Source organism: Polaromonas sp., assembly GCF_029945925.1.
Lineage (GTDB): Bacteria > Pseudomonadota > Gammaproteobacteria > Burkholderiales > Burkholderiaceae_C > Polaromonas.
The window spans coordinates 42,393-58,356 of record NZ_JAQSDN010000019.1; the positions used below are offsets into that span (position 1 = coordinate 42,393).

Sequence of the window (15,964 nt, forward strand, 5' to 3'; positions counted from 1 at the left end):
GTGGTCTGTCGATTTTAAGGGGGGAGGGAGGTGCCGTCCGGGGTGACCGCACGCGCAGTGAGGTGGTCGACCAGCAGGCGGGCGGTGACGGGCAGGCTGGAAAAATCGCGCGCCACCAGGGCGATCTGGCGGGACGCCCAGGCATCGGTCAGCGCGACCGATTCAAGTTCGCCGACGCCGTGCATCAGCTCGAACGCCCGTTGCGGCATCACGCCGACGCCCAGGCCGTTGTGGATCATGCGGCACATCGCGTCCAGCCCCGTCACATGGATGCGCAGCTTGATCGTGCGCCCGGCTGAGGCGGCGGCGTCACGCATCGCCAGGTAGATCGAGCTGTTCGAATGCAGGCCGACGTGGTCGAAATCGAGGCTGTCCGCAAAAGCGATGCTGTCTCGCGTGCCCAGCACATGGCCGCGCGGCACGATCATCACGAGGCGGTCCTGGCGGTAGGGCAGGGTCTGCAGCTTGCCAATGCCGTCGGCGGTGTTGCAGATGCCGAGGTCGGCCGCGCCCTCCTGCACCGCACGCACGACTTCCGTGCTCAGGTGCTCCTCAAGATCGATCTTGACCTCCGGATGCTGGCTGATGAAGGTGCCGAGGTCTTCCGGCAGGAACTGCACGATGGCCGAGATGCTGGCATGCACACGCACATGGCCGCGCACGCCGGCCGCGTATTCGCTGAGCTCGCCCTGCATTTTCTCGAGGCTGAACAGCACCGAACGGGCATGGTGCAGCAGGCTCTGGCCGGCCGGCGTCAGGTCCACGCCGCGTGTGTGGCGGTACAGCAGCGGCGTGTCGAGCGCGGCTTCGAGGTCGGAGAGGCGTTTGCTGACAGCCGACGCGGCAATGAATTCCCGCTCCGCCGCCTTGCCGATGCTGCCAAGCTCACACACGGCCACAAACAATTGCAGCGACGTGAGGTCCATGCGGCGGGCGAAGTTGCGTTCTGAGCTGCTCATCAAAAAGGGGTCAAAGTCATCGTGGTTCACGATGTATGCCTATTTTGACCGCTTTATCCGGACCTGGTCATCGCGGAATGCGATGGCTGGCTTGCCCGCTGGCTGGGGCCTGCCTAGCCCCCCATGGGGGGAATTTTGCGGTGTTTTTGGCCTCCAGCCCAGACGGGACGGGCGCAAGCAGCTACTGAATTGATAGCGTTCAGTCGATGATCCTGCCGGGATCGAGCGCCCGCACCCGGGGGTCCACGTTGTAGCCGCCGAACTCGGTGTAACGCAGCAGGGGCCGCTCGCAGCGGCCGCAGTGCCAGACCTCGCAGCGGTTGTAGGGAAAAAAGCCGACAGCCACCGGGGCATCGGGCGAGTCGTAACGCGTGCCCTGGGGATGTTTTTCTTCCAGGGTGGGTTCGTCCACGGCGGGGTCGCGCAAGGTGGCGACCAAGGTCATCTGCCCGGCTTCCCAGCGGTACTCGGCTAGGCTCTCCCAGCCGGCGCAGGCGCCCAGCGCGCAATCGCAGGCGCGGGGTGCGGTGGGACGGGCGATGGCCGAACGCAGTTCAGCGGCAGTCTGGATGAACGTCAAGGGTGAACTCCTCAAGCGGCCAGGGCCGCAAAAAAGCCCGCCCATGTTGCCACGGGCGGGCCGGATTCAGGCGTGCAGGGGAATCAGCGTGCGTTGAGCGGCTTGACGTCGCGCTGGACAGAGCCGTTGAACAGCTGGCGCGGACGGCCGATCTTGTACTCGGGGTCGCCGATCATCTCGTTGAGCTGGGCGATCCAGCCGACCGTGCGGGCCAGCGCGAAGATCGCGGTGAACAGCGGCACGGGGATGCCGATGGCGCGCTGCACGATGCCGGAGTAGAAGTCGACGTTGGGGTAGAGCTTGCGCGAGACGAAGTATTCGTCTTCGAGGGCAATTTTTTCCAGCGCCATGGCCAGCTTGAACAGCGGGTCGTTTTCCAGGCCCATCTCCTTGAGCACTTCCTTGCAGGTTTCCTGCATCAGCTTGGCGCGCGGGTCGTAGTTCTTGTACACGCGGTGGCCAAAACCCATCAGCTTGACGCCGGAGTTCTTGTCCTTGACCTGCTTGATGAACTCGCCGATGTTCTCGATGCCGCCGTTTTTCTGGATGTCGCCCAGCATGTTGAGGGCCGCTTCGTTGGCGCCGCCGTGGGCCGGGCCCCAGAGGCAGGCCACGCCGGCTGCAATGGCTGCAAACGGGTTGGTGCCGGACGAGCCGCACAGGCGCACGGTGGAAGTGGAGGCGTTCTGCTCGTGGTCGGCGTGCAGGATGAAGATGCGGTCCAGCGCGCGTTCGAGCACCGGGTTGACCTCGTACTCCTCACACGGCGTGGCAAACATCATGTGCAGGAAGTTGCCGGCGTAGCTCAGGTTGTTCTTGGGGTACATGTAGGGTTGGCCCATGGTGTACTTGTAAGCCATGGCGACCAGGGTCGGCATCTTGGCGATCAGGCGGATCGCCGCAATCTCGCGGTGCTCGGGGTTGGTGATGTCGGTGCTGTCATGGTAGAAGGCCGACAGGGCGCCGACCAGGCCGGTCATGATGGCCATCGGATGCGCGTCACGGCGGAATCCGCGCAGGAAAAACTGCATCTGCTCGTTGACCATGGTGTGGTTGGTCACACGGCTGACAAATTCCTTTTTCTGGTCGGCCTTGGGCAGTTCGCCGTAAAGCAGCAGATGGCAGGTCTCCATGTAGTCGCAGTTGGTGGCCAGCTGCTCGATCGGGTAGCCGCGGTACAGCAGCTCACCCTTGTCGCCGTCGATGTAGGTGATGGCCGACTGGCAGGACGCGGTGGACAGGAAGCCCGGATCGTAGGTGAACATGCCGGTCTGTGCGTACAGCTTGCGGATGTCCACGACGTCGGGGCCCACGCTGCCGTGGTACACCGGCAAGTCAACACTGGGGCTGCCATTGCTGAAGGACAGGGTGGCTTTGTTGTCAGCTAGCTTCATTTCTTGCGTCTTTCTTGTCAAATCAAAAGGGGTCAGTCACGGGGCCTGTGGCTGCGGCGCGAATCAAGTTTAAGACCTGCATGGCCTCGTAAGTAGATGCACTTACCTGCGCGTCCGCTTCAGAAAGCTGGCTGGGCTCCCGACGTTTTAGCAGAAGGTCCAGCAAATCGTTGTCAGACAGATCCATTAAATCATTCAGGCCTTGAGCCTGGCTGACGGTCAAGGTAGCTTCATGACGCCTGAAGAACTTTTCGATCAGCAGGTCGTTTTCCAGCAAACCCCGGCGGCAACGCCATTTGAGCTTGCTCAGGGCCCGCTCGTCGAGTCGTTCATCCATCCCATTCATCTCAAAGCCGTCCCGTGGTCCTGGGTTCTAGATAGAACGCAGGACCATCATTTCCTTGATCTTGCCGATGGCCTTGCTGGGGTTCAGACCCTTGGGGCAGACATCGACGCAGTTCATGATGGTGTGGCAGCGGAACAGGCGGTAGGGGTCTTCGAGGTTGTCCAGGCGGTCGGCGGTGGCTTCATCGCGGCTGTCGGCAATGAAGCGGTAGGCCTGCAGCAGGCCGGCCGGGCCGACAAACTTGTCCGGGTTCCACCAGAAGCTGGGGCAGGACGTCGAGCAGCTCGCGCACAGGATGCACTCGTACAGGCCGTTGAGTTCGTCGCGTTCCTCGGGGCTTTGCAGGCGCTCTTTTTCGGGCGGCACGTTGTCGTTGATCAGGTAGGGCTTGATCGAGTTGTACTGCTTGAAGAAGTCCGTCATGTCGACGATCAGGTCGCGCACCACCGGCAGGCCGGGCAGGGGCTTGAGCACGATGGTGCCGGGCAAGGTGCGCATGTTGGTCAGGCACGCCAGGCCGTTCTTGCCGTTGATGTTCATCGCGTCCGAGCCGCACACGCCTTCGCGGCAGGAGCGGCGGAAGGAAATGGTCGGGTCCTGCGCCTTGAGTTTCATCAGCGCGTCCAGCAACATGCGTTCGCTGCCGTCGAGCTCGACCTCGATGGTCTGCATGTAGGGCTTGGCGTCGGTGTCGGGGTCGTAACGGTAAATCTGGAAAGTACGTTTGGACATGGAGGTTCTCGCTGATCTTGTTGGCTTGGGCTTAGAAGCTGCGCACGGTGAGCGGCACGGAGTCGACCGTCAGCGGCTTCATCTGCACCGGTTTGTAGGCCAGGCGGCTGCCTTCGCTGTACCACAGGGTGTGCTTGTGCCAGTCGGTGTCGTTGCGGCCGTTCGGGTGTTCCGGCGTGTCGCCATAGTCATCGACCGAATGCGCGCCGCGGCTTTCGTGGCGGGCGGCGGCCGAGACGATGGTGGCCTGGGCCGCCTCGATCAGGTTCTCGACTTCCAGCGCCTCGATGCGCGCGGTGTTGAAGATCTTCGATTTGTCTTTCAGGCCGATGTTGCTCACGCGCTTGCGCAGTTCGGCGATCTTGGCGACACCGGCGTCCATGATGGCCTGGGTGCGGAACACACCGGCGTGTTGCTGCATGGCGGCGCGGATGTCGTTGGCCACGTCCTGGGCGTATTCGCCGTCCGTCGCGTTGTCCAGGCGGGCGATGCGCGCCAGCGTGGCGTCGGCGGCATCGGCAGGCAGGCTCTTGTGGCTGGTGGTCTTGTTGAACTCGACGATGTGGTTGCCGGCGGCGCGGCCGAACACCAGCAGGTCCAGCAGCGAGTTGGTGCCCAGGCGGTTGGCGCCGTGCACGCTGACGCAGGCGCATTCACCGACCGCGTACAGGCCGTTGACAACCTGGCTCTTGTTGCCGGCGTCCTGCGTGACCACCTGGCCGTGGATGTTGGTCGGAATGCCGCCCATCTGGTAGTGGATGGTGGGCACCACGGGAATCGGTTCCTTGGTGATGTCCACGTTGGCAAAGTTGTGGCCGATCTCGAAAACCGAGGGCAAGCGCTTCATGATGGTCTCGGCGCCCAGGTGGGTCATGTCGAGGTTGATGTAGTCCTTGTTCGGACCGCAGCCGCGGCCTTCCTTGATTTCCTGGTCCATGCAGCGCGAGACGTAGTCGCGTGGTGCCAGGTCCTTGTAGGCCGGTGCATAACGCTCCATGAAGCGCTCGCCGTTGCTGTTGCGCAAAATGGCGCCTTCGCCGCGGCAGCCTTCGGTCAGCAACACGCCGGCGCCATGCACGCCGGTCGGGTGGAACTGCCAGAACTCCATGTCTTCAAGCGGGATGCCGGCGCGCGCCGCCATGCCCAGGCCGTCGCCGGTGTTGATGAAGGCATTGGTCGATGCCGCAAAAATGCGGCCGGCGCCGCCGGTGGCCAGCAGCGTGGTCTTGGCTTCGAAGATATGCACGTCGCCGGTTTCCATCTCGATGGCCGTCACGCCCACCACATCGCCGGCGGCATCACGGATCAGGTCCATCGCCAGCCATTCGACGAAGAAGCTGGTTTTTTCCTTGACGTTCTGCTGGTACAGCGTGTGCAGCATGGCGTGGCCGGTGCGGTCAGCCGCGGCGCAGGCGCGCTGCACCGGCTTTTCACCGTAGTTGGCGGTGTGGCCGCCGAAAGGGCGCTGGTAAATCGTGCCGTCGGGGTTGCGGTCAAACGGCATGCCCATGTGCTCAAGGTCATACACGACCTTGGGCGCTTCGCGGCACATGTACTCGATCGCATCCTGGTCGCCGAGCCAGTCGGAGCCCTTGACGGTGTCGTAGAAATGGTAGTGCCAGTTGTCTTCGGACATGTTGCCGAGCGAGGCACCGATGCCGCCCTGGGCCGCCACCGTGTGCGAGCGCGTCGGGAACACCTTGGAGAGCACGGCCACGTTCAGGCCGGCACGCGCCAGCTGCAGCGAGGCGCGCATGCCGGAGCCGCCGGCCCCGACGATCACCACGTCAAATTTGCGTTTGGGAAGCTTGGAGGATGCAGTCATGATTGCTTTTTTTTAAGTCGGTCGTCAAAAGTGGAGGCTCGGTTCCGGGGCTCAAAGGCGCCACAGGACCTGGATGCCCCAGCCGGCGCAGGCCACCAGCCACACGATCGTGAACACGTCCAGGGACAGCTTGAGCCACACCGGCTTGACGTAGTCCATCCAGATGTCGCGCATGCCGACCCACACGTGGTAGAGCAGCGCGAGGATCACGACAAAGGTCAGCACCTTCATCCACTGCGACGCGAAAATGCCGGCCCAGCGGTCATAACCGACCGGACCCTTGGTGAAGATCACCTGGGCCAGCAGCAGGACGGTAAAAAGGGCCATCAGGGCCGCGGTGACGCGCTGGGCCAGCCAGTCACGTGTGCCGTAATGCGCGCCGACAACGAGGCGTTTGGAGCCGTAGTTCACAGACATGGGTTGCTCCTTGGATCAGTAGAGGCCGAACAGCTTGGCGCCCAGCACCAGCGTCAGCGCGATGCTCAGTGCCAGCGTGACCAGTGCGGTGCTTTTGCCGAATTCGTTGCTGAGCCGGTGGGTGGCGTCCATGTAGAGGTGGCGCAGGCCGGCGATGAAGTGGTGCAGGTAGGCCCAGATCAGGGCCAGGGCCACCAGCTTCCAGATGAAGCCGGGCAAACCCAGCATGCCGATGTTGAAGGCCGCCTTGAACTTCTCGAAGGAGATTTCGGAAGAAATCGAGGTGTCGAACATCCAGATGATGAAGGGCATCAGGATGAACATGATGGCGCCGCTGGCGCGGTGGAGGATGGACACCCAGGCCGCCGGTGTCATGCGGTAGGTCGTCAGGTCTTTAAAAGCGTTGATGTTGCGGAACTCGGGCCGCTTCGCACGCTGTTTGGATGCCAGCTCTGTCATTGTTGGGCTTTCGTGGGAGGACTGGTAACTGCCTGGTAACTACCCCGGCAAAAAGTCAGGGTAAATAACAATTCAAAACATCCGGATTCTATTGCAACGCAGCAACGATTTGACCGGGTGCGGCGATGGCTGCCGCTTTTTGTCGGACAAACCGGGGATTAAATGCCTGCAAGTCGCATTGATCGGCCTGCATCGGCTGCAAGCTGACGCGAAAGTTACAGGTTGTCCAGGTTGTCCAGCATTTCCAGTGCCTGCAAGCGCACACCTTGCCTGTCGTCTGGTGTCATGCGCTGCAGGTGCTTGACCATCAGCGTCGTACGCGGGTTGCCCGCAAACGCAGCTTCGTGTTGGTCAAGAAAGTTCCAGTACAGCGTGGTCATCGGGCAGGCCCCGGGGCCGAATCGTGTTCCAGGCTCGTAACTGCAGCCGCTGCAGTAGTTACTCATGCGTTTGATATAGGCGCCGCTGGCCACATAAGGTTTGGAGGTAAAACGCCCGCCGTTGGCAAACAGCGCCATGCCTGCCGTGTTCGGCAGTTCCACCCATTCCACCGCGTCTACATAGACGGCCAGGTACCAGTCGCACAGCTGCTGTGGATGGATCTGCGCCGTCACGCCAAACATGCCGGTGACCATCAGGCGCTGGATATGGTGCGAGTAGCCGTTGGCGAGCGTCTGGCTGATGCACTGGCGCATGCAGTTCATTCGGGTCTCGCCGGTCCAGTACCACGCGGGCAGGGGCCGGTCGTGGCCGAAGTGGTTGGCAGTCTTGAGGCCAGGCATGTCCAGGAAATACACGCCGCGGATGAATTCGCGCCAGCCCAGCACCTGGCGGATGAAACCTTCCACGCTGGCCAGGTCCAGGCCACGCGACCGGTAAGCCTGTTCCGCGGCGTGAACGACTTCCAGCGGGTTGAGCAGCTTGAGGTTCAGCGAACTCGACAGCAGCGCGTGCCAGCCAAAGTCCAGCCCGGTCCACATCGCGTCCTGGTGGGTGCCGAAGTGAGGCAGGCGGTGGTTGATGAAATCGTTCAGGGCCACGAGCGCCTGTTCGCGCGTCACCGGCCAGTTGAAGCGTTGCAGATCCCCCGGATGCGCAGCAAACTGCTGCTCCACCAGCGCGATCACCCCCCGGGTGATGCTGTCCGGTTCGAAGACCAGGGGCCGGGGAACATGCTGGGGGCCGGTCCTGCCAAACCCCTTGCGGTTGTCGGCGTCGTAGTTCCATTGCCCGCCTGCCGGCTTTCCGTCGTCCATCAGCACCTGGTACTGCTGGCGCATCATGCGGTAGAAAAACTCCATGCGCAGGCTGGCCGACTGGCCGGCCCAGCGGTGGAACTGCGGCAGGGTGCAAAGGAAATGACGGTCCGCCCGCCATTCAATGATGAGTTTTTGCTGGTTTTCCCTTGCGCTGTCTTGAGAGTTTGCTATGGATTCAAGAGCATTTTCGATGGACTGGCGAACCCGCATGTCGCCCGGCTCCACGCCAACAACGCGCTCAGGTTGATGGTCGGCGCAAGCTGCAATCAGCCCGTCGGCCAGGGTGGTGTCGCCTTGCGCATCCAGCGCGCGATAGGCCACGCGCCATCCGCGCTGCCGGAGCGTGTTTGCAAAGTGGCGCATGGCCGACAGGAACAGTACCGTGCGCGCCTTGTGTGACCAGACATGGGTGGACTCTTCCCGTGCTTCGATCATCAGCACGACGTCCTGCGCCGGGTCAAGACCGTCAAAGGCCGCAGAGTCTTCGTCGAGCTGGTCGCCCAGGATCAGGATGAGATGGCGGCAGGAAGCAGGGCGCATTGCCGCGATTGTCCCCAAACCGGGGGGCATCAATGCCCCGCAGTGCAATACGGTCTATGTTTTGTCGGCTACTGCGGCCGGCTTGCCCGTGACTGGCTTGTTCGCGCGGCAGGCCTGGGAGCAGTATTTCACCTCGTCCCAGTTTTTTGCCCAGCTTTTGCGCCAGCTCATTTCACGGCCGCAGGCCAGGCAGGTCTTGGACGGCAGCGATGACTTGTTGCCCTTGAAACCCATGGCTGCTTTCAGCTCAGGCTGTTGCGGTAGTAGTGGGTGTCGGTGCGGTAGTAACCGCGCCGCAATTCCATCGGCACGTCGTTGTAGGTGTAGGCGATGCGCTCCACGCTCAGCAGCGGCGTGCCCTGTTCTACTTTCAGGAGCAGCTCGCGCCCATCGGTGGCGGCCTCGGCGCGTATTTTTTCTTCCGCGCGAACCATGCGCACATTGAACTCGGTCTCGAACAGCGCGTACATCGGGCCGTGGTAGTCGGCCAGCCGCTCGGTGGTCAGGCCCTTGAACGGGGCGGCCGGCAACCAGAGGTCTTCCAGAATCGTCGGTGTCCCGGCAAAACTCAGCACGCGGCGTGCCTGCAGCACGGCGTCACCAGAGCGCAGCGCCAGCGCGCGGGCGATGTCGGCGCTGGCGCGCACGCGCCGGCAGTCGATGATGTCGCGCTGGGCCGGGCCTTCGCTGCCCGGTGTGCCGCTGTCGGGCACGAGTTTGAGGAAACGGAACTGCACATGCTGTTCGGCATGCGTGGCCACAAACGTGCCCTTGCCTTGGCGCCGCACCACCAGGTTGTCGGCCGCCAGTTCGTCAATCGCCTTGCGCACCGTGCCCTGGCTCACGCGGTAGCGGGCGGCCAGGTCCATCTCGGAGGGGATGGCTTCGCCCGGCTTCCACTCGCCCGATTGCAGGCTTTGCAGGATCAGGCCCTTGATCTGCTGGTACAGCGGGCTGAAGGCCGGCGTGGCACCAGCAAAATCGTCGGGAGAAGGGGTGGGAATGGCGGCCATGGCTTGGGGGGTGAATGCCTGCAATGATATCTTATATAAGACATAAGACAAATTGACGCCCCCGGGTTTTCCAGCGTAAAATCTTTGGCTGAGTCGATCGCAATGCTTTGCCCCGTGTGATGTATTTCACATGCGTCCGGGGCACCTCGGGCTGCGCAAAACACTTCATTGTTACCCCTTCAACCGATTTACAACCTTCCTGGAGTTCTCCATCATGAGCAAAAAACCCGTCCGTGTTGCCGTTACAGGGGCCGCTGGTCAAATCGGTTACGCACTGCTGTTCCGCATCGCTTCCGGTGAAATGCTGGGCAAGGACCAGCCGGTGATTCTGCAGCTGCTGGAAGTGCCCGTGGAAGGCCCGCAAAAGGCACTCAAGGGCGTGATGATGGAGCTCGACGATTGCGCCTTCCCGCTGCTGGTCGGCATGGAAGCCTACGACGATCCGATGAAGGCCTTCAAGGATGCCGACTACGCGCTGCTGGTCGGTTCGCGTCCGCGCGGCCCGGGCATGGAGCGTGCCGAACTGCTGGCCGTCAATGGCGCCATCTTCACGGCCCAGGGCAAGGCACTGAACGCTGTGGCCAGCCGCAACGTCAAGGTGCTGGTGGTCGGCAACCCGGCCAACACCAATGCCTACATCGCGATGAAAAGCGCGCCTGACCTGCCACGCAAGAACTTCACCGCCATGCTGCGCCTGGACCACAACCGCGCTGCCAGCCAGCTCGCTGCCAAAACCGGCAAGGCCGTGGCCGACATCGAAAAACTCACCGTCTGGGGCAACCACTCGCCCACCATGTACGCTGACTACCGGTTTGCCACCATCAATGGCGAAAGCGTCGCCAAGATGATCAACGACCAGGAGTGGAACGCCAACGTGTTCCTGCCCACCGTCGGCAAGCGCGGCGCCGCCATCATCGAGGCGCGCGGTTCGTCGTCGGCGGCTTCGGCTGCCAACGCCGCCATCGACCACATGCGCGACTGGGCGCTGGGCACCAAGGGCAAATGGGTCACCATGGGCATTCCGTCGGACGGCCAGTACGGCATTCCCAAGGACACCATGTTCGGCTTTCCCGTCACCTGCGAAGGCGGCGAATACAAGCTGGTCGAGGGCCTGGAGATCGACGCTTTCAGCCAGGAACGCATCAACAAGACCCTGGAAGAGTTGCAGGGTGAACAGGCTGGCGTCGCCCACCTGCTCTGATTCGATGAGCGTCGTGCGCCGCGCAGGGCCGCCCCAAGCAAGCACAGCCCCTGGCAGCGAGGAAAGGGGCAGCGTACCGCCGAAGGCACACGAAGTGACAAGCGTGGGGGCGCGCCAACATCCTCGCGACGTTCTTCTGGGGGCACAGGCCGCGGCAGCTTTCCTGCCGGTCTGTGACCATTACAGCGGCGTCGAGGCGCGGATGCGCAAAAGCCTGCAACTGCAGGCGGAGATGACCGAGGAGTTCGGCACCTGCGTGTTCGACGTGACGCTGGACTGCGAGGACGGCGCGCCCGTCGGCGGCGAGGCCGACCACGCGGCGCTGGTTTGCGCGCTGGTCGCGCAGGCCGGTGACGCGGCGCGTGTGGCGGTGCGGGTTCATGCGGTGGACCATCCGGCGTTTGAGGCGGACATTGCCACGATTGCCGGCCAGGTCGGCGGCAGGCTCTGCCACCTCATGGTGCCCAAGGTCGAATCGGTCGCTGACGTTGAACGTGTGGTGGCTGCCCTGGCCGCGGCCTCGCGGCTCGAGCTGCCGGTCCATGTGCTGCTGGAATCGCCCGCGGCGGTGCACCGTGCTTTTGACATTGCGGCCCATCCGCGTGTGCAGTCGCTCAGCTTTGGCCTGATGGACTTTGTTTCCAGCCACGGTGGCGCCATTCCTGCCGGGGGCATGAGCAGCCAGGGCCAGTTCACGCATCCGCTGGTGGTGCGTGCCAAGCTCGAGATCGCTTCAGCCTGCCACGCCTACGGCAAAGTCCCCTCGCACTGTGTTGTCACCGAATTCAGTGACACTGCAGCCATGAAGGCGGCTGCGCAAAAAGCCGCCCTTGAGTTCGGCTATACCCGGATGTGGAGCATCCACCCGGGCCAGATCCGCCCCATCCTGGAGGCTTTCGCGCCCAGCGAAGGCGAGATTGAAAATGCTACAAAAATAATAGCTGCGGCCGCCCGTGCCGATTGGGCGCCCATCAGTTTTGAAGGTCAGTTGCACGACCGCGCCAGTTACCGCTATTTCTGGCAGGTGCTCGAACGCGCGCACCAGACCGGCCGTGTGCTCGCGCAAGAGGCGCAGGTCTATTTTTCCGCTGCGCTTCATTAGACCGATTTGCTCATCCTCATCCGTTTTCCCAGGAACCCTCATGAAACTCATTGTTCTCACCGCCATGGCACTTGCCGCTCCTGCCATGCTGCTGGCCCAGACCGCACCTGCGAAGGCTGCACCTGCCAAAGCTGCACCGAAGTCCGCGCTGTCTGGGTCCTCCCAGCCTGTCCAGGCCGCCAAACGCGCGCCCATCAAACGCTCTGCCGCCAAGGTGGTGGAAGAAATGACGCCCATCGATGACGACCCCAGCGTTACCCTGACCCCCGAAGACTTGGAGCTCGCCAAGCGGGTGCATGTGGGTGCCATACCTTGCGAACTGGGTGCCTCGGTTACCGTCACGCCAAGCACGAAACGCCCGGGTTTTTTCCTGGTCCAGACAAAAACCACGAAGTTTTACATGCACCCGGTGGGAAGCCGCACCGGCGCCATACGCCTGGAAGATGGCCGTGCCGGCGCGATGTGGCTGCAGTTGGGCAACAAGTCCATGCTGATGAGCCAGAAGCTGGGCCAGCGTCTGGCCGATGAATGCATGAGCCCGTTGCAGGCAGCTTTTGCCGACGAGATGAAGAAAAACCCTCCGGTGAGCATTCTGGATCCCCTGCCCGCAGACAAGCCGGCTACCGCACTGGCTGGCACGGGTTCTGCTCAACCCGCACAGGCGCCGGCCAAAGCCGAATAACACAAGGCGAGTACCCCGCCAGGCGCGCACCACTTTGACTTTGCAAATTTTTGAGTACAGGAGAAGAAAACCATGATGCCCGAGTTCATAACAACCTACCGCAACCACGTGGCCGAGCGGGCCACACTCGGCATTCCGCCGTTGCCCCTGTCTGCCAAACAGACGGGCGAAGTCATCGAGCTGCTGAAAAACCCACCCAAGGGCGAAGAGGCCTTCCTGGTCGAACTGATCACGCACCGCGTGCCGGCCGGTGTCGATGACGCGGCCAAAGTCAAGGCCAGCTACCTGGCCGCCGTGGCGCATGGCACCGAGAAATGTTCCCTGATCTCGCGTGAAAAAGCCACGCAGTTGCTGGGCACCATGCTGGGCGGCTACAACATCAGCCCGATGATCGATTTGCTCGACGACGCTGAAGAAAGTGTCGCCACCCAGGCCGCCAGCGGCCTGAAAAACACCTTGCTGATGTTCGACCAGTTCCACGATGTCAAGGAAAAAGCCGACAAGGGCAACAAATACGCCAAGGCCGTGTTGCAGAGCTGGGCCGACGCCGAGTGGTTCACCAGCCGCCCGGAAGTGCCTGAGTCCATCATGCTGACCGTGTTCAAGGTGGCCGGCGAGATCAACACCGACGACCTGTCGCCCGCGCCCGACGCCTGGAGCCGCCCCGACATCCCGCTGCACGCGCTGGCCATGCACAAAAATGCCCGCCCCGGCCAAAGTGTCGAATCTTTACCCGAAGAAGACGGCAAACGCGGCCCGGTCAAATTCATCGAGGAGCTGAAAGCCAAGGGCAACCTGGTGGCTTATGTTGGCGACGTGGTGGGAACCGGATCCTCGCGCAAGTCAGCGACCAACTCGGTGCTGTGGTTCACCGGCCAGGACATTCCCTATGTGCCGAACAAGCGTTTTGGCGGCGTCTGTCTGGGCTCCAAAATCGCCCCGATTTTCTACAACACCATGGAAGACTCCGGCGCGTTGCCGATCGAGCTCGACGTGAGCCAGATGGCCATGGGCGACGTGATCGAGCTGCGCCCCTACGATGGCAAGGCGCTGAAAGACGGCAAGGTGATTGCCGAGTTCAAGCTCAAGAGCGAGGTGCTGTTTGACGAAGTGCGCGCCGGCGGCCGCATTCCGCTGATCGTCGGCCGCGGCCTGACGGCCAAGGCGCGCTGGGCGCTGGGCCTGCCGGTGTCGACCCTGTTCCGTCTGCCGCAGGCGCCCGTCGCCAGCGAGCGTGGTTTCACGCTGGCGCAGAAAATGGTTGGCCGCGCGGTCGGTCTGCCCGAAGGCCAGGGCGTGCGCCCCGGGACCTATTGCGAGCCGAAGATGACGTCCGTGGGTTCCCAGGACACCACCGGCCCGATGACGCGCGACGAATTGAAAGACCTGGCCTGCCTGGGCTTTTCCGCCGACCTGGTGATGCAGTCCTTCTGCCACACGGCCGCTTATCCCAAGCCGGTCGACGTGAAGATGCATCACGAGCTGCCCGAGTTCATGAGCGACCGCGGCGGCATCCCGCTGCGCCCGGGTGACGGCATCATCCACAGCTGGCTCAACCGCATGCTGCTGCCCGACACCGTCGGCACCGGCGGCGACAGCCACACGCGTTTCCCGATCGGCATCAGCTTCCCGGCAGGTTCCGGCCTGGTGGCTTTTGGCGCCGCCACCGGTGTGATGCCGCTGGACATGCCCGAGTCGGTGCTGGTGCGTTTCAAGGGCGAGATGCAGCCCGGCATCACCTTGCGTGACCTGGTCAATGCAATCCCGCTGTACGCCATCAAGGCCGGCCTGCTGACCGTCGCCAAGCAGGGCAAGACGAACATCTTCTCGGGCCGCATCCTCGAAATCGAAGGCTTGCCCGATCTGAAGGTCGAGCAGGCGTTTGAATTGAGCGATGCCTCGGCCGAACGTTCGGCCGGCGGCTGCACGGTGCACCTGAACAAGGAACCCATCATCGAGTACATCACCAGCAACATCACCATGCTCAAGTGGATGATTGCCTCGGGTTACTCGGACGTGCGCACCATCAAGCGCCGCATCGCCGCCATGGAAGCCTGGCTGGCCGACCCGCAGCTGCTCAAGGCCGATGCCGATGCGGAATACACCGCCGTGATCGAAATCGACCTGGCCGACATCCACGAACCCATCGTGGCCTGTCCGAACGACCCGGACGACGTGAAGACCCTGAGCGAAGTGGCCGGCAGCAAGATCGATGAAGTGTTCATCGGCAGCTGCATGACCAACATCGGCCATTTCCGCGCGGCCTCCAAGCTGCTCGAGAACAAGCGCGATATCCCGGTCAAGCTCTGGATGGCGCCGCCCACCAAGATGGATGCCAAGCAGCTGACCGAAGAAGGCCACTACGGTGTGCTGGGTTCGGCCGGTGCGCGCATGGAAATGCCGGGCTGCAGCCTGTGCATGGGCAACCAGGCGCAGGTCAAAGAGGGCGCCACGGTGTTCTCGACCTCGACGCGCAACTTCCCGAACCGCCTGGGCAAGAACTCCAACGTGTACCTGGGCTCTGCCGAGCTGGCGGCGATCTGCTCCAAGCTGGGCCGCATTCCGACCAAGGCCGAGTACATGGCCGACATGGGTGTGCTCACCGCTGCCAGCGCCGAGGTCTACCAGTACCTCAACTTCGACCAGGTCAAGGACTACACCGACATGGCTGATACGGTGAAAGACAGCGTGCCGGCCTGATTTTTATGTCAGTTCGACGTTAATGAAAAAGCGGCCTTTGGGCCGCTTTTTCATTACCTCTTGCTCACAAGAAACAAAACCCCCCACATTATGAAAACCGTTCGAGCTGAGCCTGTCGAAGCCTCTGTGCAAACCGAAACAGCCCTTCGACAAGCTCAGGGCGAACGGTGTTTCTTCGGGAACGCCTAGCCCGCGCGCGGGATTGGGATGCTCAATAGCTGGAATCATTCCTACTCGCTAGCACAGCATTCCTCAAGGAATGGAGCCAACTCTGATAAGCAATGAGCGATTCCATATTCATAGATTCGATAAGCAATTTCTTTGAAATGGGACCCATCTTCAGTTGTTTCATTGATCGAGTAGGCCTCCAGCTTGCTATCAACATTGCGATAAAGAACGCCGACCACTTCTCGCCCAACAAGCAGGGGCGTACCGCTGAATCCACTAGGAACTACCGAAAGATACTTCCAGCAATGAAGGGGAGGGTAAACCGAGGGAGTCAGGTGAGAAGCGAGACACATACCCCCTCAATAAGCGCACGTCGAGTGTTGATAAGACATCTGTCCTCTGCCTGCGTCAGTAAAACCGAATGCTTGGACATCAACACCAATGCCAATTGCACCTTGGTAACGTGTTAGTACTCCAGTGACTGCACTAGTACATCAACACGTAAGTTTCGAAACATAGTATCGCCCAAGCTTTGGGGGGTGTCTGAATTTCTGTGTGTGAGGCGAGATTGCCTGCCCGAGGTTTGG

Annotated in this window: 15 protein-coding genes; 4 read left to right on the top strand and 11 right to left on the bottom strand. The window is 62.1% G+C overall.

What is annotated here, in order from left to right:
* Positions 1–14 precede the first annotated feature (14 nt).
* From PSV40_RS05110 to PSV40_RS05160, 11 genes are all read right to left on the bottom strand, one after another.
* A complete protein-coding gene (locus tag PSV40_RS05110) occupies positions 15–959 on the bottom strand; it encodes a LysR family transcriptional regulator (RefSeq protein WP_300535032.1) in 945 nt (314 codons plus the stop codon).
* A 199-nt stretch (positions 960–1,158) separates the two neighbouring features.
* Positions 1,159–1,539, bottom strand: coding sequence for a hypothetical protein (locus tag PSV40_RS05115; RefSeq protein WP_300535035.1), 381 nt, complete (start codon positions 1,537–1,539; stop codon positions 1,159–1,161).
* A gap of 83 nt (positions 1,540–1,622) precedes the next feature.
* Positions 1,623–2,933: a citrate synthase gene (gene gltA / locus PSV40_RS05120; protein ID WP_300535038.1), complete on the bottom strand. Its 1,311-nt coding sequence runs from the start codon at positions 2,931–2,933 to the stop codon at positions 1,623–1,625.
* 22 nt (positions 2,934–2,955) lie between these two features.
* On the bottom strand, positions 2,956–3,270 hold the full coding sequence (locus PSV40_RS05125; protein WP_300535040.1) for a succinate dehydrogenase assembly factor 2: 315 nt from the start codon (positions 3,268–3,270) through the stop codon (positions 2,956–2,958).
* A 36-nt stretch (positions 3,271–3,306) separates the two neighbouring features.
* Complete coding sequence (locus PSV40_RS05130) at positions 3,307–4,011, bottom strand: succinate dehydrogenase iron-sulfur subunit (RefSeq protein ID WP_300535043.1); 705 nt, start codon at positions 4,009–4,011, stop codon at positions 3,307–3,309.
* 31 nt (positions 4,012–4,042) lie between these two features.
* Entirely contained in the window at positions 4,043–5,836 is a 1,794-nt protein-coding gene (gene sdhA, locus PSV40_RS05135) for a succinate dehydrogenase flavoprotein subunit (RefSeq protein WP_300535045.1), read from the bottom strand.
* Between the two features lie 51 nt (positions 5,837–5,887).
* The gene (sdhD, locus tag PSV40_RS05140; protein WP_300535047.1) at positions 5,888–6,253 is read right to left on the bottom strand and encodes a succinate dehydrogenase, hydrophobic membrane anchor protein; all 366 of its coding nucleotides are present in this window, start codon (positions 6,251–6,253) and stop codon (positions 5,888–5,890) included.
* Positions 6,254–6,268: 15 nt separating this feature from the next.
* Positions 6,269–6,712 (bottom strand): succinate dehydrogenase, cytochrome b556 subunit, encoded by a 444-nt coding sequence (gene sdhC / locus PSV40_RS05145; protein WP_293593615.1) that lies wholly within the window; start codon positions 6,710–6,712, stop codon positions 6,269–6,271.
* A 215-nt stretch (positions 6,713–6,927) separates the two neighbouring features.
* A complete protein-coding gene (locus PSV40_RS05150; protein ID WP_300535050.1) occupies positions 6,928–8,511 on the bottom strand; it encodes a cryptochrome/photolyase family protein in 1,584 nt (527 codons plus the stop codon).
* 54 nt (positions 8,512–8,565) lie between these two features.
* Positions 8,566–8,745 carry a DUF2256 domain-containing protein gene (locus PSV40_RS05155; protein WP_300535053.1) on the bottom strand — a complete coding sequence of 60 codons (180 nt, stop codon included), beginning with the start codon at positions 8,743–8,745 and terminating at the stop codon, positions 8,566–8,568.
* A gap of 8 nt (positions 8,746–8,753) precedes the next feature.
* Positions 8,754–9,524: a GntR family transcriptional regulator gene (locus PSV40_RS05160; protein WP_300535070.1), complete on the bottom strand. Its 771-nt coding sequence runs from the start codon at positions 9,522–9,524 to the stop codon at positions 8,754–8,756.
* Positions 9,525–9,738: 214 nt separating this feature from the next.
* Between PSV40_RS05160 and PSV40_RS05165 the strand changes: the two genes are divergently transcribed.
* The 4 genes from PSV40_RS05165 (at position 9,739) to PSV40_RS05180 (ending at position 15,209) form a co-directional block, all read left to right on the top strand.
* Positions 9,739–10,725 carry a malate dehydrogenase gene (locus PSV40_RS05165; RefSeq protein ID WP_300535056.1) on the top strand — a complete coding sequence of 329 codons (987 nt, stop codon included), beginning with the start codon at positions 9,739–9,741 and terminating at the stop codon, positions 10,723–10,725.
* A 94-nt stretch (positions 10,726–10,819) separates the two neighbouring features.
* The gene (locus PSV40_RS05170) at positions 10,820–11,827 is read left to right on the top strand and encodes an aldolase/citrate lyase family protein (protein ID WP_366914955.1); all 1,008 of its coding nucleotides are present in this window, start codon (positions 10,820–10,822) and stop codon (positions 11,825–11,827) included.
* A 40-nt stretch (positions 11,828–11,867) separates the two neighbouring features.
* On the top strand, positions 11,868–12,509 hold the full coding sequence (locus tag PSV40_RS05175) for a hypothetical protein (protein WP_300535059.1): 642 nt from the start codon (positions 11,868–11,870) through the stop codon (positions 12,507–12,509).
* Positions 12,510–12,581: 72 nt separating this feature from the next.
* The gene (locus tag PSV40_RS05180; RefSeq protein WP_300535062.1) at positions 12,582–15,209 is read left to right on the top strand and encodes a bifunctional aconitate hydratase 2/2-methylisocitrate dehydratase; all 2,628 of its coding nucleotides are present in this window, start codon (positions 12,582–12,584) and stop codon (positions 15,207–15,209) included.
* Positions 15,210–15,964 lie beyond the last annotated feature (755 nt).